This is a genomic window from Achromobacter pestifer (assembly GCF_013267355.1).
GTDB lineage: Bacteria > Pseudomonadota > Gammaproteobacteria > Burkholderiales > Burkholderiaceae_B > Achromobacter > Achromobacter pestifer_A.
In genome coordinates this window covers 6,677,375-6,696,672 of the sequence record NZ_CP053985.1, presented here as the reverse complement: position 1 = coordinate 6,696,672, position 19,298 = coordinate 6,677,375, and the positions used below count along the sequence as shown (strand labels likewise).

At 67.9% G+C, this 19,298-nt stretch carries 14 protein-coding genes; 4 read left to right on the top strand and 10 right to left on the bottom strand.

The genetic code is table 11. The features are described 5' to 3' along the window. Positions 1 to 28: 28 nt before the first annotated feature. From FOC84_RS31480 to FOC84_RS31455, 6 genes are all read right to left on the bottom strand, one after another. Entirely contained in the window at positions 29 to 847 is an 819-nt protein-coding gene (locus tag FOC84_RS31480; RefSeq protein ID WP_173149276.1) for an RsiV family protein, read from the bottom strand. A 34-nt stretch (positions 848 to 881) separates the two neighbouring features. Then, positions 882 to 1,658 carry a lipoate--protein ligase family protein gene (locus FOC84_RS31475; protein WP_173149274.1) on the bottom strand — a complete coding sequence of 259 codons (777 nt, stop codon included), beginning with the start codon at positions 1,656 to 1,658 and terminating at the stop codon, positions 882 to 884. Continuing rightward, entirely contained in the window at positions 1,655 to 1,930 is a 276-nt protein-coding gene (locus FOC84_RS31470; protein WP_173149272.1) for a lipoate protein ligase C-terminal domain-containing protein, read from the bottom strand. The genes FOC84_RS31475 and FOC84_RS31470 overlap by 4 nt, the downstream gene beginning before the upstream one ends. Positions 1,931 to 1,960: 30 nt before the next feature. Continuing rightward, positions 1,961 to 2,425: a GNAT family N-acetyltransferase gene (locus FOC84_RS31465; protein ID WP_173149270.1), complete on the bottom strand. Its 465-nt coding sequence runs from the start codon at positions 2,423 to 2,425 to the stop codon at positions 1,961 to 1,963. Between the two features lie 10 nt (positions 2,426 to 2,435). Further along, positions 2,436 to 3,137: a glutathione binding-like protein gene (locus FOC84_RS31460; RefSeq protein WP_173149268.1), complete on the bottom strand. Its 702-nt coding sequence runs from the start codon at positions 3,135 to 3,137 to the stop codon at positions 2,436 to 2,438. Positions 3,138 to 3,273: 136 nt separating this feature from the next. Beyond that, positions 3,274 to 4,179, bottom strand: coding sequence for a DMT family transporter (locus FOC84_RS31455; protein WP_173149266.1), 906 nt, complete (start codon positions 4,177 to 4,179; stop codon positions 3,274 to 3,276). Between the two features lie 123 nt (positions 4,180 to 4,302). Here FOC84_RS31455 and FOC84_RS31450 point away from each other — a divergent pair, with 123 nt between their 5' ends. Beyond that, positions 4,303 to 4,770, top strand: a complete 468-nt coding sequence (locus FOC84_RS31450; RefSeq protein ID WP_173149264.1) for an Lrp/AsnC family transcriptional regulator — start codon at positions 4,303 to 4,305, stop codon at positions 4,768 to 4,770. Positions 4,771 to 4,778: 8 nt separating this feature from the next. On the opposite strand, the gene FOC84_RS31445 is transcribed toward FOC84_RS31450, so the two are convergent. Both FOC84_RS31445 and FOC84_RS31440 read right to left on the bottom strand, forming a co-directional pair. Beyond that, a complete protein-coding gene (locus FOC84_RS31445; RefSeq protein WP_173149262.1) occupies positions 4,779 to 5,270 on the bottom strand; it encodes a glutathione peroxidase in 492 nt (163 codons plus the stop codon). 13 nt (positions 5,271 to 5,283) lie between these two features. After that, positions 5,284 to 6,489, bottom strand: a complete 1,206-nt coding sequence (locus FOC84_RS31440; protein ID WP_173149261.1) for an MFS transporter — start codon at positions 6,487 to 6,489, stop codon at positions 5,284 to 5,286. A gap of 262 nt (positions 6,490 to 6,751) precedes the next feature. Here FOC84_RS31440 and FOC84_RS31435 point away from each other — a divergent pair, with 262 nt between their 5' ends. Next, positions 6,752 to 7,084: a tetratricopeptide repeat protein gene (locus tag FOC84_RS31435; RefSeq protein WP_173149259.1), complete on the top strand. Its 333-nt coding sequence runs from the start codon at positions 6,752 to 6,754 to the stop codon at positions 7,082 to 7,084. Between the two features lie 29 nt (positions 7,085 to 7,113). Here FOC84_RS31435 and FOC84_RS31430 read toward each other — a convergent pair whose 3' ends face one another. After that, positions 7,114 to 8,085: a methyl-accepting chemotaxis protein gene (locus FOC84_RS31430; RefSeq protein WP_173149257.1), complete on the bottom strand. Its 972-nt coding sequence runs from the start codon at positions 8,083 to 8,085 to the stop codon at positions 7,114 to 7,116. A 113-nt stretch (positions 8,086 to 8,198) separates the two neighbouring features. Continuing rightward, a complete protein-coding gene (gene phrB, locus FOC84_RS31425; protein WP_173149255.1) occupies positions 8,199 to 9,617 on the bottom strand; it encodes a deoxyribodipyrimidine photo-lyase in 1,419 nt (472 codons plus the stop codon). Between the two features lie 284 nt (positions 9,618 to 9,901). Between phrB and FOC84_RS31420 the strand changes: the two genes are divergently transcribed. After that, positions 9,902 to 11,350 carry a CoA transferase gene (locus tag FOC84_RS31420; RefSeq protein ID WP_173150554.1) on the top strand — a complete coding sequence of 483 codons (1,449 nt, stop codon included), beginning with the start codon at positions 9,902 to 9,904 and terminating at the stop codon, positions 11,348 to 11,350. 550 nt (positions 11,351 to 11,900) lie between these two features. After that, positions 11,901 to 19,298, top strand: a complete 7,398-nt coding sequence (locus FOC84_RS31415) for an Ig-like domain-containing protein (protein ID WP_173149253.1) — start codon at positions 11,901 to 11,903, stop codon at positions 19,296 to 19,298.

The following is a 19,298-nucleotide window of genomic DNA, read 5'->3' as shown; positions in this document are numbered from 1 at the left end:
GTAGACCGCGGGCGTTGCCGGGTGCGGCTCAGGAAGCAGGCAGCAGCTCAGGCTTCAGGATCCCGCGCAGTTCCGAATAGGGAATGTTCAGCTCGGGTTCGCCATGCGAATACGGCGCGATGGAATAGGCGTCGTACTTGACCACGATGCCCTCGCGCGTCAGCGCATAGTTGTCGCTTTCCTGGAACGGCCACATCTTGTTGTAGGCCGCCGGATCGCGGCGCGCGTCCGGATTGCCGGCCAGCCACTTGGCATGCGCCTGCCGCAAGGCCGCCACATACTGCGGATGGCGGCCCGGTATCAAGGCCTCTTCCAGGCCCATCACGCGGGCGCGGCTGCGCTCCCAGTTCAGGTACTGGGTGGCGGGAATGCCGTGCGCGGCGCCGGTCAGAAATTGCTCGGTGTGCAGTTCGACGGCCACGATGTCGCCCACCGTGTCCTTCACGCTGGCTTTGAAGTAGGTGGCGTCGCGCGGGCGCGCGATCGACCAGAAGTACTGTGTGTACTCGGACAGCGTGTCGTAGGGGCCGCGGCGGTTGGCGTCGGTGCCGGTCATGTAGGCCAGCACGTGGTCCACCAGCGCGGTCAGCTTGGGTATGCCGGGAAACGCGACGCTGTCGATTTCGATGCGCGGGCAGTCGCCCTCGCAGCCGGGCTTGCTCGATGCCCACTTGATGCGCTCGGTGGACAGGTCGCCGACTTTTTCCGGCGTGGACGCCGAGGCTGGCGCCTGCGTGGCCAGGGTGATGTCGGCGGGCGGCGTGCTGCCGCAGCCAGCCAGCGCCAGCAGGGCCGCGCCCAGGAAGAGACCGCTTATCGCGCCTTGCGGCGTGAATGTGCGACGCATTGAAACTACCTCCAGAAAATCGGGGCGCGGCCGTTCAGGGCACCACGCCGGTCCACTCGGGCGTGGAGAACTTTTCGGCCGCTTGCGCCTGCGCGCGTGCCAGGGTGTCGCTGCCTATCTGCCCAGGGGTGAGACGGTGCAGGCCGGCAAAAGTTTCCACCATGCGGTCGATGATGACTTCCCGTGCGAGCCCGGTCTGGGTGCGCAAGGGATCGACGCGTTTCTTGGCGCTGGTGGTGCCTTTGTCGGACAGCTTTTCGCGGCCGATGCGCAGGACCTCGACCATTTTATCCGCGTCGATGTCGTAGGACATGGTGACGTGGTGCAGCACCGCGCCGCCGCGGCGGGCCTGCGCCGCGCCGCCGATCTTGCCGATGTCCGAGGCGATGTCGTTGAGCGGCTGGTACCAGGCCTTGATGCCCAGGGCCTGCAGGGCGGTCAGCACCCAGGCATCCAGGAAGGCGTAGGACTCCTGGAAGCTCATGCCGTGCACCAGCGCCTGAGGGGCGCTGAGCGAATAGGTGATGGAGTTGCCGGGCTCCATGAACATCGCTCCGCCGCCGCTGACGCGGCGCACGACCTGGATGCCGTGGCGGCGCGCGCCGTCGGGGTCGACTTCGTTCTTGAGCGATTGGAAGCGGCCGATCACGACCGCGGGCGCGGCCCATTCCCAGATGCGCAGGGTAGGCGGACGCAGGCCGGCGCCGACCTCGTCGGTGATGACGGCGTCCAGCGCCATGTGCAGCACCGGGTCTTGCGGCCCTTCATGGATCAGTTGCCAGTCGTAGTCGTTCCAGTCGGTGCGCGTCATGCCAGCGCCCTCCGCAGCACCACGGCGACGGCCTCGGCCGAGAAGCCGAACATTTCGGCATCGGCGGGCAGGGCCGATTGCACGGCCACCGCCAGTTCCAGTTCGCCGGCGTCGGCCGGCAGGCCGTTCAGGCCGCTATTGATGGCGTCCAGGGCCTCGGGCGGCTCAAGAAAAAAGTCGCCGCTGATACGCACGTCGGCCAGCCGGCCATCGCGCACTTCCAGATCCGCGACGACCAGTTTGCCGCCGGGGACTTTGTATTCGCCATGCATGGGCGTTCCTTCCAAATCAGTACTGAAAAACTACAGGCTGAGCTTCATGCCGTCGTGGCTGGCCTTGAAGCCCAGGCTTTCATAGAATCTGCGCGCATCGGGCCGGGCGCGGTCGGTGGTCAGCTGCACCAGGCTGCAACCCTGGATGCGGCATTGCTCGATCGCCCACTCGAACATCCTGCGTCCGAGGCCGGCGCCGCGCGAGGACGAGGCGATGCGCACGCTCTCGATCTGCCCGCGCCACTGGCCCAGCCGCGACAAGCCGGGTATGAACGATAACTGCAAACAGCCGACCAGGTTCGAGTCCTGTTCGACCACGGCCAGGAATTGATTGGAATCCTGGCCGATTGCGGCAAAGGCGGCAGCATAGCGCGGGTCCAGCGGCAGCGCGGGATTCTCGCGCGTGGCGCCGAGTTCGTCGTCGGCCAGCAGGGCGACGATGCTCGGCAGATCCCCCAGTCTTGCGCGGCGGAAAACCAGTTGCGGGTCGGGCATGGCGGTTCCTTCAGCGGGCGGTGTTCTGGGCGGTCTGGCCGAACAGGATGCGGCGCGATTCCTCGTCGCTGATGGACGGCGCGGTATTGATGGTATCGGCCAGTGCATAGGCGCGCTGCGTGGCGGGGCGCGCCGCGATGGCGTCGAACCAGCGCTTCAGGTGCGGGAAGTCGTTCAGGTCCTGGCCTTGCTTGGCGTGCGGCACGATCCAGGGATAGGCCGCCATGTCCGCGATGGAATAGTCGCCGGCGACGAACTCGCGGTCCGCCAGGCGCTTGTTCAAGACGCCGTACAGGCGATTGGTTTCCTTGACGTAGCGCTCGATGGCGTAGGTGATGCGCTCCTGCGCGTAGCCGGAAAAGTGGTGGTTCTGGCCGGCCATGGGGCCCAGGCCGCCCATTTGCCAGAAGAGCCATTGCGACACTTCGGCGCGGCCGCGCACGTCGGCAGGCAGGAAGCGCCCGGTCTTTTCGGCCAGATACAGCAGGATCGCGCCCGACTCGAACAGCGAAATCGGCGCGCCGCCGCCAGCCGGGGCCTGGTCGACGATGGCGGGAATGCGGTTGTTCGGCGCGATGGCCAGGAACTCGGGCTTGAACTGATCGCCGCGGCTGATGTTCACCGGATGGATCTTGTAGGGCAGGCCGGTTTCTTCGAGGAACAGCGTGATCTTGTGGCCGTTGGGGGTGGTCCAGTAGTAGAGATCGATCATGGGATGTCCTGTACGTCGCGCCGGCGGCGGCCGGCGCAGGGAAAAGCCATGATAGCGGGGCCGGCTTGGCGCCGGCCCCAATAACCGGGGGGCGGGTACGGGTTTGCCCCGGGGTTGCCTACCGTCTGGCCGACGTTCAGGCCGCGCCGGCGCGCGGCCGGCCCGGCAGGCGCCAGGTCCAGTTCAGGCTCACGCCTGCCGCCGCCAGGAAGATCATGGCCACGCCGGCAATCTGCATGGCGTCCATGCGGTGCCCGTAGACCACGAAGTCCAGCAGGATGGCGACGGCCGGATAGATGAAGCTCAGCGCGGCGGTGGAGGTGGTCGGCAGCTTCTGGATGGCCGAGTACATCAGGATGTACATCAGGCAGGTATGGATCAGCCCCAGCGCAACCAGATAGCCCCATTGCAGCGGCGCGGCGGGCAGGGCGTTGAAGTCCGCCAGGGGCAGCAGCATCACGGCGCCCAGCGTCACCTGCACCAGCGCCAGCACCTGCGGCGGAATGTGCTTGAGCCGCTTGACGATGATGGCGGTGACGCCATAGAGGGCCGCCGCGCCCAGCCCCAGCATCAGCCCCGACAGATAGGCCCGGCCGTCCGCGCCGCCGGCTTCGGACAGGCGCAGCACCAGCATCAAGCCGGCGAAGGCCAGCACCGACCAGGCCAGCTTGCCGCGCGTGGGCCGCTCGCCCAGGAACAGCACGCCCAGGCCGATCAGGAAGAAGGGCTGCACGTTGTAGACCGCGGTGGCCAGCGAAATGGACGCCAGCCGGTAGGCGGAAAACAGCAGCACCCAATTCAGCACCAGCGCGGCGCCCGCGGCCAGGGCCAGCGCCAGCGTGCGGGTGGTGAACAGGCCGGGCTTGAGCAGGCCGCGCGCCCAGCAATACAGGAACAGCGAGAGGGCGCCGAACACGCAGCGGAAGAACACCACGTTCCAGGCGCTTTGGCCGGACTCGAGCACAAACACGCCCAGGGTGCCGGACAAGGTCATCGCCGCGGCCATCTGGGCCAGGCCCACGCGTTCTGATGAGGGGTTCATGAGGGTTCTCCAGGGGCCTTGCGGCCGCGATGTTCGATGGAGAAATTATCCCAGGCGGATCAAGCTGGTTATATGATGTTGATGTGGTGAATCGATTCCGAAACCTTTGTTTAGGTGGAATTTATGCAAAACGACCTAAAAAGTGAAAACCCGGTTCTGGACGGTATCGACCGCCGCCTGGTGGAGATGCTGACCGCCAATGCGCGCACCACCACGGCCGACCTGGCGCGCCAGGTCGGAATGTCCGCGCCCAGCGTCGCGGACCGCATGCGGCGGCTGGAAGAGTCGGGCGTGATCCGGGCCTATACCCTGGACGTGGACCCCGTGGCGCTGGGCTACGCGCTGGAGGCCATCGTCCGCATCCGCCCCTTGCCCGGGCAGTTGCGTCACGTGGAGGGCCTGATCCAGCAGATCCCGGAATTCGTCGAATGCGACAAGGTCACGGGCGATGACTGCTTCATCGCCCGCGTCGTGCTGCGCTCGATCTCGCACCTGGACGGCATCCTGGAGCGCGTGACCGAATTTGCGGAAACCAACACCGCCATCGTCAAGTCGCATACGGTGCGCCGCAGGCTGCCGCCGCTGCGCTGAAGCGCGCCTCAGACCGGCGCGGACAGCGCCTTTTCGATGTCGTCCTTGATGCCGGCCGGGGTGTCGGTGGGCGCGTAGCGCTTGATGACCTGGCCGTCGCGTCCCACCAGGAACTTGGTGAAGTTCCACTTGATGCCCTCGGTGCCGAAGACGCCGGGCTTCTCGCCCTTGAGCCAGCGGTACAGCGGATGGGCGTCGTCGCCGTTGACGTTGATCTTGGCGTAGAGCGGGAAGGTGATGTCGTACTGCGTGGTGCAGAAATTGCGGATCTCGGCCTCGTCGCCCGGCTCCTGGTGGCCGAACTGGTCGCAGGGAAAGCCCAGCACCGTGAAACCATCGTCGTGGTACGAGCGGTACAGCTCTTCGAGACCGGTGTATTGCGGCGTGAAGCCGCACTTGGACGCCACGTTCACCACCAGCAGCACGCGGCCGCGGTAGGTGTCCAGGGACTGTTCCGTGCCGTCGATGGCGCGGGCGGAGAAATCATGGATGGTGCTCATGCGGGCTCCCAGGTCAGGCGTCCGAACGCGAGGGCGTCAGCGCGCCAGCTTGTTGTCCAGCGAGTGTAGCCCCGGCGCCGCGCCCGTAGTAGCGCGTGCCCCACAAGGTCAGCAGCAGGACGGCGGCGGTGATGCCGGCCGACATCCAGGGCAGGTCCGTCAGCGGCAGGCCGTGGCCCAGCGCCACGCTGCCCAGCCAGGCGCCGCCCGCATTGCCCAGGTTGAACGCGCCCTGGTTCAAGGTCGACGCCAGGTTGGGCGCATCGGCCGCCTGGTCCACGATCAGCGTCTGCAGCAGCGGCACCACGGCAAAGCCCAGCACGCCCCAGATGAAGGTCACGGCCAGCATGGGCGCCAGCGCGTGGATGGCCTGGCTGAGCGCCAGGAACACCAGCAGCAGGCCGATGAAGATGCGGCGCAGCGACACTTCCAGGTTGCGGTCGCCCAGCTTGCCGCCCAGGGTGCTGCCCACGGTCAGCGCCACGCCGAACAGCAGCAGCACGCCGGTCACGCCACGCTCGGACACGCCGGTCACTTCGCGCAGGAGCGGCGCGATATAGGTCAGCACGCAGAACAGCGCCGCGGAGGCCAGCACGCTGGCGGCCAGCGGCCAGACCACGCGCATGTCGCGCAGCACCTTGAATTCGCGCAGGATGTTGCCGGGCTGCATGGGGATGCGCGCCGGCAGCCAGGCGGCCAGCGCGGCCACGGCGACCAGGCCGATGCCGCTGACCACCCAGAACGTCGAGCGCCATCCGGCGACCTGGCCCAGCGCGGTGCCCAGCGGCACGCCCAGCACGTTGGCCAGCGTCAGGCCGGTGAACATCAGCGCGATGGCGCTGGCGCGCTGGTTGCGCGGCACCAGGTCCGCGGCCACCACGGCGCCCAGGCCGAAGAAGGCGCCATGGCAGAAGGCCGTGAAGACGCGGGCGGCCATCAGCAGTCCGTAGTTCGGCGCCAGCGCGCATAACAGGTTGCCCACCACGAAGGTAGAGGCCAGGCCGATCAGCGTCGCTTTGCGCGGCAGCCTGGCGGTAATGATGGCCATGATGGGCGCGCCGATTACCACGCCCATGGCGTAGCCGGTGATCAGCAGGCCGGCGACGTCGATGCTGACCCGCAGGTCCTGGGCGACGTTGGGCAGCAGGCCCATGATGACGAACTCGCTGGTGCCTATGCCGAAAGCGGCGGCGGCCAGCGCGATGAGGTGCAGGGGCATGGGAGACAGGGCCGGGACGAAAAGGAAAGCCCCGGCGGCAGAGAAAGGGCAAGGGCGGAATTTTAGGGCAGCGCGCTGCGGGCGCTTGGGCAAAGCCCTATTGCCATTGAGGGTATACCCTGAAACGACACCTGCGCATGCCTGGCGCCGGCCGGGCTTGCGATTTGGGCCTGCGCCATGCGGGGCCATTGCCAGGGTTCGGGCGCTGCCGTCCTATCATGTGCAATCAGATCGAATGGCGTGCCTGCAGGAGAAATTGGCAATGGAAGGAATGATCGAACGGCTGGAAGCGATGCTGGCCAAGGGCACGGACAACATGCTGCTGCGTTTTTCCTTGGGCAAGGCCTACGTCGAGCAGGACTGCTTCCGCGAAGCCGAGCCGCATCTGCGCGCGGCGCTGGCGTTCGATCCCGCCTATTCGGTGGCCTGGAAATGGCTGGGCAAGGCTTGTCTCGGGCAGGGCGACAGGGACGGCGCGCGCGCCGCCTGGGAGTCGGGCCTGCAGGCCGCGCAGGCGCGCGGCGATCAGCAAGTGGTGAAGGAGCTGCAGGTGTTCATCAAGCGCCTGGACAAAGAGGCCGCGGCCGGCGCCTGACGTCACCGCAAGCCTGTGCCGGCGCGGCGCTACAAGGGCCGGCGCGTAGCCAGGGGCTGGACGCGCCCGATCCGGAACACTTCGATCGCATGGCGCAGGTCGCCCGCGCCAGATGCTTGCAGGGCGGGCGCCGCGCCGTTGTTCGTCGTAACCGCAATGCCGGTGTGCACGTCGCGGGCCAGGCCGACCAGATTCCTGCGCGTGGCTTCCAGCGACAAACTCAGTGCGCCGATTTCGTCATCCGTGTTGGCGGGCGCCAGCGGCGTGCCCAGATTGCCGGCCGCGATCTGCCGCGTGAAGTCGGTGGCCGTGGCCAGCAGCCCGGACAGCGTGCGAGCGTAGGCCCAGCCCGATGCGAAGATCAGGCACACACCGGCGGCCAGCACCGCCGCGGCCAAGCCCAGTTGCTCGATGCTTAGATTGGCGGCCATGCCATGCAGCGCGATGCCGCCGGCGGCCAGGAACAGCGCGGACGAGAGCCCGGCCCAGGCCAGCATGCGCCCGCGTATGCCCGCCGCCCGCCAGTCGCGCAGGCGCGCCAGCAGGCCACCGGGACGGATCCGCCCCGCGCTCAGCCGCAAGCCGCCGGTGATGCCGGTGCGCAGGCGCCGGTAGGCGCTTTCGGCGGTCTCGATCTGGGCGCGCGTCGGCTTGACGCGCACGCAGGCATAGCAGACGGTGACGCCGCGCTCCACCACGGGGGTGATGCTGGCCAGCGACCAGTAGTGGCCGCCATGCTTGCGCCGGTTCTTGATCACGCCCGTCCAGGACTTGCCGCGCTGTATCGTGCGCCACAGATCGTCGTAGGCGGCCAGCGGCATGTCAGGATGGCGCATGGTGTCATGGCCCTTGCCGATCAGATCCGCTTGCGTGTAGCCGCTGACTTCCAGGAACGCGGGATTGGCATAGATGATGCGGCCGCGCGCGTCGGTGCGGGTGATGAGGCACTGCTCGTCGTGCAGCGTGTATTCCTGGTCAGGGACCTGCTGATGGTCGCGCATGCTGTGTCGTCCTGCGATCGGCGTTGGCGGGGAGTCGCCGAGCCATCATCCAGGACGCGGACGGAAACGGCGTTGACCTAGGTCAAGCGACGCCGACGCCCGTCCCGCGCGCCTCAGGCCGGCGGCAGTCCGCTGAACGCCTCCAGCGCGCGCAGCCGGCTCTGGGCCAGGTCGACGATGGGCAGCGGGTAGCCTGCGCCCGCACGCTCCATGGGACTGGGATCGTGGATGGCGCGGCGGTCCAGGTGCGCCAGTTCCGGCAGCCATTCGCGCAGGAACACCCCATCCGGATCGAATTTGCGCGACTGCGACAGCGGATTGAAGATGCGGAAGTAGGGCACCGCGTCCGCGCCCGTGGACGCGCTCCACTGCCAGCCGCCGTTGTTGGCGGCGAGGTCGCCGTCCACCAGCCGCGCCATGAACCAGGCCTCGCCCAGCCGCCAGTCGATCAGCAGGTTCTTGGACAGGAACATGGCCGTCACCATGCGCAGGCGGTTGTGCATCCAGCCCAGCGCCAGCAGCTGCCGCATCGCCGCGTCGACGATGGGGATGCCGGTCTGGCCTTGCTGCCAGGCATGCAGGTCGTCCGGCGCGTCGCGCCAGGGCACGGCCGCGGTCTCCGGCTTCATGGGCTGGTGCATGGACAGCCTGGGGTAGGCGGCCAGCAGATGCTGATAGAACTCGCGCCACAGCAGTTCGTTGATCCAGGTGGCGGCGCCGCGCTTGCCGCCGTCCACTTCGCCCTGGTTGGCGGCCAGTGCCGCGCGCAAGGCCTGGCCCGGCGACAGCACGCCCGCCGCCAGATAGGGCGAGAGGCAGCTGGTGGCCGGCAGCGAGGGGAAGTCGCGTTCTTCCTGATAGGCGTCGATGATGCCGTCGGCAAAGGCGTCGAGCCGTTCGCTGGCCGCGTTCTCGCCGGCGGGCCAGAGCGCGCGCACCGGCTCGGCGGGCGCATCGAAACCTTCGAAGGCCGCGGGCAGCGGATCCGCCGGCCAGGACGGCGGCGTCTGCGCGCGCGGGGCGGGCAGGGCGCGCAGCGGCGCCGTGCGCAGCCGTTCGCGGCAGGCCCGCGCATAAGGGGTGTAGACGCGATAGCACTCGCTCTTGCCGGTCAGCACCGTGCCGGGCCGCAGCAGCGTAGCGCCGTGATGCTGCGTCCAGTCCACCCCCATGGCCCGCAGGCGGGCGGCGACCGCGGCATCGCGGCGCCGTTCGTTGACGGCCCATTCGGCATTGGCGTGGACCTGGCCGATGGCGTGATCGCGACAGAAGGTGGCCAGCGCGTTCGGCGCCTCGCTCCAGTCATGCACCGTCAGCAGCCGCAGCGGTATGCCCAGGCGCCCGAGCTCGCGCGAGAGTTCGCGCAGGTTGCGCAGCCAGAAATCGACCTTGGCCGGCGCGTCGCCATGCAGGCGCCATTGGCCGGGCGCGGCCAGGAACAGGGCGGTGACCGTGCCGCCTTCGGCGGCCGCGGCCAGGGCGGGATTGTCGTGCGCGCGCAGGTCGGTGCGCAGCCAGAGCAGCGTGTTCATGGGCGGTCCAGGGCAGGGGAGGCGGCGAGGCTGGCATTCTATATTGCGTCCGCCTTATGGGCGCGCGGGCGGCGCGGGCTTGGAAGACGATGTAAAAACTACGAGTAGATGTGTCCTTGCCTGCGCAGGCTGACGCAGCGGACCTCGCAGGGGAATCCGCGCGGCGCGGCCGGATCGCGGCGCTTTGCGGTCAAACCATGAAACACGCTGGCGCGCCGCGCGTATTGACGCGGCCTGGGCCCCGCCATGTAATTCAAATAAACGACTAGAGCAAGATGAACGCTATGGGAAATCTGATGGACCTACGCCCGTCTTTTCTGAGGGGCCGCACACCCGCAGGCAATGCGTCGCGCGACGTTTTGCAGAAGCTCTGGCGCTCGGTGGATCTACCGGACGAGTCGCTGGACCACGTGGTGTTGACTGGCGCCGACCCGGTACTCCCATCGTCCTTCGCCGTCGGCGCGGCGGCGCAGGCCAGCATGGCCGCGGCCGCGCTGGCCGCGGCCGAATTCTGGCACTTGCGCGGCGGCGCCAGGCAGCAGGTCAGCGTCGACATGCTGCACGCGGCGCAGGAATGCCGCAGCCACTACACCATCAACGGCATCACCCCGAATCCCTGGGATCCCATCACCGGCCTGTATCGTTGCGGCGACGACGGCTGGGTCCGCATCCACGCAAATTTCGCCCATCACCGGGATGGCGCGCTGGCGCTGCTGGGCTGTCCCGCCGGGGAAGACACCACCCGCGCAATGGTGGAGCGCGCCCTGAGCCGCTGGAAGGCCCTGGACTTCGAACAGGTGGCCGCCGATGCGGGCCTGCCCGTGGCCGCCATGCGCAGCTTCGACGAATGGGACCGCCACCCCCAAGCCGTGGCGGTGGCGGCGCAGCCCTTGCTGACCATCGAGCGCATCGGCGAGGCCGATCCGCGGCCCTTGCCCAAGTATGGCAACGGCGCCAGGCCGCTCAAGGACATCCGAGTGCTGGACCTGACCCGCATCATCGCCGGCCCGGTCTGCGGCCGGGCGCTGGCGGCCTACGGCGCCGACGTGATGCTGCTTAATTCCCCGCATCTGCCCAACATCGACAACATCATCGACACCAGCCGCGGCAAGCTGTCGGTGCTGGCCGACCTGGACACGGCCGACGGCCGCATCGCGCTGGGCAACCTGCTGCGCAGCGCGCACGTGTTCGTGCAGGGTTACCGCCCCGGCGGCCTGGCCGCGCTGGGCTTCGGCCCGCAGGACGCGGCGCGCATCCGTCCGGGCATTGTTTACGTGTCCTTGTCCGCCTATGGCGACAAGGGCCCCTGGGCCGGCCGCCGCGGCTTCGATTCCCTGGTGCAGACCGCCACGGGCTTCAACCATGCGGAAGCGCAGGCCGCGGGCCAGGACGCGCCCAAGCCCATGCCCATGCAGATCCTGGACCATGCCTCGGGCTACCTGATGGCATTCGGCGCGCAGGCCGCGCTGGCGCGCCAGGCGACCGAGGGCGGCAGCTGGCACGTGCGCGTGTCGCTGGCGCAAACCGCGCATTGGCTGCGCGGGTTGGGCCGGGTCGAGGGCGGGCTGGCCTGTCCCATGCCGGGTTTCGACGGCTTGCTGGAAACCGAGCCCTCGGGCTTCGGCGAACTGGAGGCTCTGCGCCACGCCGCGCAGTTCTCCGAAACACCGGCCCGTTGGACGCGGCCGTCCAGCCCGCCTGGCACGCATCCGCCAGTCTGGCCGTTCAACTAGGAACTGCGGCCCGCTCCTGCACGCCGCCCGGCGTCCGCTTGGGAGTGGGCCGTCTCTTCGGGCCGCGGATTCATCTGCGGTTTCGTCTGATCTACACCCAAGCCTTTACGCAAACGCCGTAACACGGCCTGCGGGGCGTGTCTGCTCGACACTGCCCGCGTTTCCCGCGTTCAGCCCTGACTGAGCCGCCTCCATCGCCTTCCCCGCGCAAGCCCGCCTGATGCCGGTAATCAGGTTTTCTGTTGTGGCATCAATAAATTACATATTGAAATCAACAGTCATATAAATAGCATATTGTCATATTTTGTCATTTGTAAGTAACAACACGAATCCCTGGGCGTGAAGGCTTGGAGCGCGAGTGGGATTTCGTCCTGGATATGACCCAGAACGGAACCGCCCATGCCGCAGTTCAGTAGCTTGGCGGCTGTGCCTGGCCGGCGCACCACCCGTCCGCGGATTCCTTTGAGACAAGGTCATGACGATGCTGAAGCCACCCAAGTCATTCGCTTGGCGGAGATCGGCCGCGCGCCAAGCCAGAAAGATGTTGTGTATGGCGCTTTCGGTTTTCCTGCTGTTCCAGGGGTGCGCGGCGCCGCTGGCTGGTGAACACCGCAAGCCGTCCGCCGCCGCCGACGTTCATGCCGCATCCGCTACCGTCGCGGTTCTGGAAGGGGGGCGCACTCAGGAAGCGGTGGCGGCGCGCCCCGCGATCCCTGGGGGCATGGATCCGGCGCCTGATCTGGAAGGGCGCCCCTTGCCTGCCAATCCCGATCAAATGGCCAGCGGCGACGCCAGGGCCATGGCCGGCGGCAAGGCCACCGGCGAAGCGAAGCGGTTGGCGGAAGGCTGGCTGGGCCAGTTCGGCACCGCCAGGCTGGACCTGCTGGGCAGCTTCCATGGCGGAGCCCTGGACATGCTGTTTCCGGTACGCGATTCCGGGACGGGCCTGCTTTTTTCCCAGCTCGGCGCGCGGCGGACCAACCTGCTGCAGGAATCCTATCGGACCACGGTCAACCTCGGGCTGGGATACCGCCATTTCGCCGACGGCTACATGGTCGGCGGCAACGCCTTCCTGGACCAGGATGTGTCGCGCGGCCATCGCCGGCTGGGCCTGGGCGGCGAATGGTGGGCGGACTATCTGAAACTCAGCATGAACGGCTATTTCCGGCTTAGCGACTGGAAGCGCTCGCCTGATGCGCGGGACTACCAGGAACGTCCGGCCAGCGGCTGGGACATTCGGACCGAAGGGTATCTGCCCCAGTATCCGCAGTTGGGCGGCAAGCTGATGTTCGAGAAATACTACGGCGATGAGGTCGGGCTGTTCGGCGCCAGCAACCGGCAAAGGAATCCCAGCGCCTGGACCCTGGGCGTTTCCTACACGCCGGCGCCAGTCGTCACCCTGGGCCTGGACCATCGCATGGGGCAGGGCGGAAAGTCCGACACGAGCTTCAAGCTGGGCGTGAAATACGCCATCGGCGTGCCCTTGGCCAAGCAACTGGAGCCGGGTAGCGTCGCGAGCAGCCGCCAACTGGCCGGCATGCGCATGGACCTGGTCGAGCGCAATAACGAAATCGTCCTGGAATACAAGAAAAACGCCCCAATGACGATCCAGCTGCCGTCGGCCGTCAGCGGCTATCCGCAGGCGGTGCTCAGCTTTCCGGTGACCATCGTGGGTGCGGGCGCGGCGCCCGCGATCGAATGGTCCGGCTCTGCAGCGGCTTTTGCCGCGCGGTATGGCGGCGGGTCGGGGGCGATAACGCTGCCTGCCTACAACATCGGCGGCGTCAACACTTATCGCCTGACCGCAACGGCCATCGATGCGCATGGACGGAAAATCAGTTCGAACATCATGGAGGTGAGTGTCAACCCGCTCAGCCTCAGCGTCGCGCGCTCGAAAGCCGCCGCCATGGCCGACGGCATCGACAGCGTCAGGTTTACGGCCCAGGTCCGCGGCGTCGAGGCCGAACCCATGGCCGGGCGCGCCATTGCATGGGCCTTGCGCGGGCCCGGCGCCATCAAGGAATCTTCGGACCGGACCGATGCGGACGGACAGGCGTTCGTCATGGTCAGCAGCACGGTCGCCGCCATGGTCGAAGTCGAGGCGACGGAAGCCCAGGGTTTCAAGGGCAGGAGCGAAGCCGAGTTCCTTGCAGCGCCCGCTTCGGCGAATGTCGCGCAGCTCGATGCGACCCCGGCGTCCATCCTTGCCAATGGCCGGGACAAGGCCGTGCTGAAGGCGACAGTCAAGGACGGCAAGGGCAACGCCGTAGGCGCGGGTGTGGCGGTGAACTGGACGGCCACCGGCGGCCAGCTTTCCAGCAATAGCAGCAATACCGATGCGAGCGGCATGGCGGTGGCGGAACTGCTGGCGGCCACCGCTCCCGGCACTGCGGTCATTACCGCCAAGGCAGGAGCCGAGGACCCAGGGAAGACCAGGTCCGTGGATTTCCTGCTCGACGCATCCGACGCGAAGGTCGTGCTGCTCACGCCCAGCAAGACCAGCGCCCTGGCCAACGGTATCGACACCGTGACTTTCACGGCCACCGTCGCCGATGGCCGGGGCAATCCGGTGGGCGCCGGTATCGCCGTCCATTGGGGAGCCAGCCTCGGCACGCTGGGCGCCGCCTCCGGCAGCACCGACGCGAACAGCCAGGCCACGATCGTGCTGACGGCGCCCACTGCGGCGGGCGTGGCGACTGTCAGCGCCAGGAGCGCAAGCGGCGACGCCGGCAAAACCGCTGCGATTGCGTTCGGGGCGGATGCCTCAAGCGCCCGCGTGGTCCTGCTTACGCCCAGCGAGGCCAGCGGCGTGGCCAATGGCACGGCAACCGTGGTCTTCACGGCCACGGTTGAAGATGGCCGTGGCAATCCGCTGGGCGCCGGCATCACCGTTAACTGGAGCGCCAATCTGGGCGTCATCGCATCCACCAGCATCACCAACGCCAGCAGTCAGGCAATGGTCATGCTGACCGCCCCGCTCGTCCCCGGCATGGCGACCATTACTGCCAAGGCCGCGGAGGGCGATGCTGGCAAGACTGCCTCTGTCGTTTTCGCGGCCAACGTACTGATGGCGCGCGTGGCCCAGCTTACGCCGAGCAAGACCAGCGGCTTGGCCAATGGCGCCGACACTGTCACGCTCACCGCCACGGTCGACGATGGCCGCGGCAATCCGGTGGGGGCGGGCGTCGCCGTCAATTGGACCACTGACCGGGGCACCATTGCCGCCGCCAGCGTCACCAACGCCAGCAGCCAGGCCACGGCCGTGCTGACTGCGCCGACCATGATCGGTCCGGCGACCGTCACCGCCAAGTGCGCGCCTGTCCGCCAGGGGAGGGGCTTGGGCAGCGATCCTGGCAAGACCGCCGCCATCGCCTTCACCGCTGACTCCTCCAGCGCCCATGTCGTCGAACTCAGTCCGAGCAAGCCCGTCGGCCTGGCCAACGGCACGGATACGGTGACCCTCAAGGCCTTGGTGGCGGATGCGCAGGGCAATCCGGTGGGCGCCGGCGTCGCCGTCAACTGGAGCGCCAGCCTGGGCGCGATCGCCGCCACCAGCGTCACCAATGGCAAGAGCGAAACCTCGGTCGTGCTGACCGCGCCGACCGCGGCCGGCGTGGCGGCCATCGTTGCCAAGGCGGCTGGCGGGGATGCCGGCAAGACCGCCTCCGTCACCTTCTCGGCCGACGCGTCCAGCGCCCGCGTGATTGCGCTCACGCCCAGCAAGACCGCCGGCGTGGCCGACGGCAGGGATACCGTGACGTTCATGGCCACGGTCGCGGACGCGGCGGGCAATCCGGTGGGCGCGGGCGTTGCGGTCAACTGGGGCTCCACCATGGGCACCCTCGCGGGCGCGACCAGCGCGACCAACGCCAGCAGCCAGGCCACGATTGTGCTGACCGCGCCGACGGCTGTCGGCGCGGCCAAGGTCACCGCCAAGGGAGCAAGCGGAGACGCGGGCAAGGCCGCCTCTGTTGTCTTTACCGCCGACGCATCCAGCGCGCACGTCATCGAACTCGGCCCGAGCAAGCCCGTCGGCCTGGCCAACGGCACGGATACCGTGACCCTCATGGCCTCGGTGGCCGATGCGCAGGGCAATCCGGTGGGCGCGGGCGTCACCGTCAATTGGAGCGCCAGCCTGGGCACGCTTGCCGCCACCAGCGTCACCAATGGCAAGAGCGAAACCTCGGTCGTGCTGACCGCGCCGACCGCGGCCGGCGTGGCGGCCATCGTTGCCAAGGCGGCTGGCGGGGATGCCGGCAAGACCGTCTCCGTCACCTTCACGGCGGACGCGTCCACCGCCCGCGTGATTGCGCTCACGCCCAGCAAGACCGCCGGCGTGGCCGACGGCAGGGATACCGTGACGTTCATGGCCACGGTCGCGGACGCGGCGGGCAATCCGGTGGGCGCGGGCGTCGCCGTCAGCTGGAGCGCCAGCCTGGGCACCCTCGCGGGGGCGACCAGCGCGACCAACGCCAGCAGCCAGGCAACAATCGTGCTGACCGCGCCGACGGCTGTCGGCGCCGCCAAGGTCACCGCCAAGGGAGCAAGCGCAGATGCGGGCAAGACCGTCTCCGTTGCCTTCACCGCCGACGCGTCCAGCGCACACGTCCTCGAACTCAGTCCGAGCAAGCCCGTCGGCTTGGCCAACGGCACGGATACCGTGACCCTCATGGCCTCGGTGGCCGATGCGCAGGGCAATCCGGTGGGCGCGGGCGTCACCGTCAACTGGAGCGCCAGCTTGGGCACGATCGCAGCCACCAGCGTCACCAATGGCAAGAGCGAAACCTCGGTCGTGCTGACCGCGCCGACTTCCGCTGGCGTGGCGGCCATCGTGGCCAAGGCGGCTGGCGGCGACGCCGGCCAGACCACCTCCGTCTCCTTCACGGCCGACGCGTCCACCGCCCGCGTGGTCGCGCTCACGCCCAGCAAGACCGCCGGCGTGGCCAACGGCTGGGATACCGTGACGTTCACGGCCACGGTCGCGGACGCGGGGGGCAACCCGGTGGGCGCGAGCGTCGCCGTCAGCTGGGGCGCCAGCCTGGGCACCCTCGCGGGCGTGACCAGCACGACCAACGCCAGCAGCCAGGCCACGGTTGTGCTGACCGCGCCGACCGCGGCGGCTGTGACGGTCGTGACCGCCAAGGCCGCGAGCGGCGACGCAGGCAAGAGCGCTTCCGTCACCTTCGCGGCCAACGTTATCGACGGCTATGTCTACTCGATCGAACCCAGCAAGAAGACCGCCGTCGCCAACGGCGTGGACACCGTGACCTACACGGCCAACGTGCAAGATTTCAGGGGCAAGCCCGTGGGGGCGGGCATCGACATCCACTGGACCACCAACAACGGCACTCTTGCCAACGCGGTCAGTGTCACCGACGCCAACAGCCGTGCCACCGTCGTGCTGACCACTTCAACCAAGGCGGGCCTGGTGACCGTCAGGGCCAAGGGCTCCGCAGGAGATGGCAGGACCGTGGACATCACGTTCCTGGCCGACCACTCCACCGCTCGCGTTGTCGAAGTCGTTTCCCCCATGGGCACCGTCCACGTCATCGGCTATCAGCCTCCCTTAATTGCCGCTGTGCACGACGCCAACGGCAATCCAGTGGGTGAGGGCGTCAAGGTCAACTGGAGCACCGATTTCGGATCGATGGCCTGGGTTGAGAGGGAGACGGCCTTTGGCGGCAAGTGCTCGTCCTCCCTGAATCCAGTGAGGGATAAGGCTGGCGTCGCCACGGTGACGGCACGGGTGGTAGGGACGGCGGATCCGGGCAAAAGCATCATCTTGACATTCCAGCGGGATGGGTCCAAGGACGCCGTTCTCAAGGTGCTCAGCAGCAAGGATGTCGGGATGGCAGACGGCAAGGACGTGGTGACCTTGAGGGCTGACGTCCGCGACTGGTGGGGGGACCGAGTAGGCGCCGGCATCACGGTCAATTGGACAACGACGGGAGGAACGTTGGCCGCGCCCACCAGCACTACCGGGGCGAACAGCGAAGCGGTGATCGTGCTGACGGCGCCGGACAAGGCAGGCGCTGTGTCGGTAACGGCCATGGCGGCAAAATCAACCAAGGATCCCGGCAAGACCGTCACTTTGAACTTTACGGGCGGTGGCTCTTCCCCCCGCGTGGGCAACTTCTCCGCCAGCAAGACCAGCATCCTGGCCGATGACCGCGACACCGCGACCTTCACCGCCGTGGTGCTGGATGGCAACGGCAACCTGGGAGGCGCGGGCCACGTGGTCAACTGGGGCACCGATCTTGGCACCTTGGACACGTCCGCCAGCACCACCAACGGCAATGGCGAGGCGACCGCCGTGCTGAGGGGGCCCGTCGCGGGGCTGGCCTCGGTGACGGCCAAGGCGGGGGCCGGCGATCCGGGCAGGACCGTCCGCGTGACCTTGACGGCGGACCCGCTTTCCGCGCGGGTCGCGACTCTCGCCGCCAACAGAAGCAAGGCCCTGGCCAACGGCAGCGACACCCTGATTCTCACGGCCTTGGTGGCAGATGCGCGGGGCAATCCGGTGGGCGCGGGCGTCACCGTCAACTGGAGTGCCAGCCAGGGCACGCTCGCCGCCACCAGCGTCACCAATGGCAAGAGCGAAACCTCGGTCGTGCTGACCGCGCCGACCGCCGCAGGGATGGCGACCATCGTTGCCAAGGCGGCAAGCGGGGATGCCGGCAAGACGGTCTCCGCCACCTTCACGGCCGACCTGTCCACCGCCCGCGTGGTTTCGTTCGTTCCCATGCGCACCACCAGCACCACCTTTCCAGCTGGCGTTGGGGTCAACGTAAGAGCGACCGTGCAGGATGCCTATGGCAATCCTGTCGGCGCGGGCGTCACCATCACTTGGAGCAGCGACTCCGCTACTTTGGATCTGGCTACCAGCAGGACTTCTCAGGACAGCACGGCTACCAACACCGTAACGTATTACTCGGCCGGCACAGTCTTGGTGAAGGCCCATGCCGTAGCCGACGATCCGGGCAAGACCCTTGCCATGAACTACGTGGCGGACTCGTCCCGGGACTACGTCACCACCTTGAATGCCAGCCAGAGCACGGGCGTGGCCGACGGCAGCGGCACCGTTACCTTCACGGCCGCCGTGCGGAACCAGTTCAACGATCCGGTGGGGGCCGGCGTCACCGTGCACTGGACGACGACGGGAGGTACCTTGGCCGCGCCCACGAGCATGACCAATGCCGCTGGCGTAGCCAACATCGTGCTGACCGCGCCGACTGTGGCGGGCGAGGTGTTGGTGAGCGCCAAGGCAGGAGCCAATGATCAGAACAACAATTTCGCCGTGGTGACTTTCAAAAACGGCGCATCCTCTCATCGCGTCGGCAGTTCTTCCGCCAGCAAGACCCGCGTCGTGGCCAACGGCCGCGACTCCGTGATCTTCACGGCGATGGTGGTGGACGGCAACGGCAATCCTGGGGGCGAGGGCCACACCGTCAATTGGAGTACCGACCTCGGCACCCTGGATGGCGCTACCAGCAAAACCAACGCCAGCGGCGCGGCCACGGCCGTGCTGACGGCAGGGACCGCTGCCGGCCCGGCCTCGGTGACCGCCAAGGTCGGGGCGGGAGATGCGGGTGCGACCGTCCGCGTGACGCTGATGGCCGACCCGTCATCCCCCCGGGTTACCTCCCTCACCGCCAGCAAGACCTCCGGGCGGGCCGACGGGACTGATACCCTGACCCTCACAGCGACCGTGAAGGATGTCAACGGCAATCTGGAGGATGAGGGCATCGTCGTCAACTGGAAGACCGACCGCGGCGCCCTGGCCGCGGCCACCAGCAGCACCAACGCTAGCGGTGTGGCCAAGGTTGAACTGCGCGCGCCTTCTTCCCCCGGCACTGCGGTGCTGTCCGCCAGGACAGTGGCGGCAGATCCGGGCAAGACCGTCCGCGTGAAATTCGAGTCAAACACCATCAACCCGCCGCCGCCATGA

What these genes read in the sequence shown, in the direction of transcription:
- FOC84_RS31480 (WP_173149276.1), bottom strand. Translation starts at nt 847, where the DNA reads ATGCGTCGCACATTCACGCCGCAAGGCGCGATAAGCGGTCTCTTCCTG.
- FOC84_RS31450 (WP_173149264.1), top strand. Translation starts at nt 4,303, where the DNA reads ATGCAAAACGACCTAAAAAGTGAAAACCCGGTTCTGGACGGTATCGAC.
- FOC84_RS31430 (WP_173149257.1), bottom strand. Translation starts at nt 8,085, where the DNA reads ATGCGCGACCATCAGCAGGTCCCTGACCAGGAATACACGCTGCACGAC.
- FOC84_RS31440 (WP_173149261.1), bottom strand. Translation starts at nt 6,489, where the DNA reads ATGCCCCTGCACCTCATCGCGCTGGCCGCCGCCGCTTTCGGCATAGGC.
- FOC84_RS31445 (WP_173149262.1), bottom strand. Translation starts at nt 5,270, where the DNA reads ATGAGCACCATCCATGATTTCTCCGCCCGCGCCATCGACGGCACGGAA.
- FOC84_RS31475 (WP_173149274.1), bottom strand. Translation starts at nt 1,658, where the DNA reads ATGACGCGCACCGACTGGAACGACTACGACTGGCAACTGATCCATGAA.
- FOC84_RS31420 (WP_173150554.1), top strand. Translation starts at nt 9,902, where the DNA reads ATGGGAAATCTGATGGACCTACGCCCGTCTTTTCTGAGGGGCCGCACA.
- FOC84_RS31465 (WP_173149270.1), bottom strand. Translation starts at nt 2,425, where the DNA reads ATGCCCGACCCGCAACTGGTTTTCCGCCGCGCAAGACTGGGGGATCTG.
- FOC84_RS31460 (WP_173149268.1), bottom strand. Translation starts at nt 3,137, where the DNA reads ATGATCGATCTCTACTACTGGACCACCCCCAACGGCCACAAGATCACG.
- FOC84_RS31435 (WP_173149259.1), top strand. Translation starts at nt 6,752, where the DNA reads ATGGAAGGAATGATCGAACGGCTGGAAGCGATGCTGGCCAAGGGCACG.
- FOC84_RS31455 (WP_173149266.1), bottom strand. Translation starts at nt 4,179, where the DNA reads ATGAACCCCTCATCAGAACGCGTGGGCCTGGCCCAGATGGCCGCGGCG.
- FOC84_RS31415 (WP_173149253.1), top strand. Translation starts at nt 11,901, where the DNA reads ATGGCGCTTTCGGTTTTCCTGCTGTTCCAGGGGTGCGCGGCGCCGCTG.
- FOC84_RS31470 (WP_173149272.1), bottom strand. Translation starts at nt 1,930, where the DNA reads ATGCATGGCGAATACAAAGTCCCCGGCGGCAAACTGGTCGTCGCGGAT.
- phrB (WP_173149255.1), bottom strand. Translation starts at nt 9,617, where the DNA reads ATGAACACGCTGCTCTGGCTGCGCACCGACCTGCGCGCGCACGACAAT.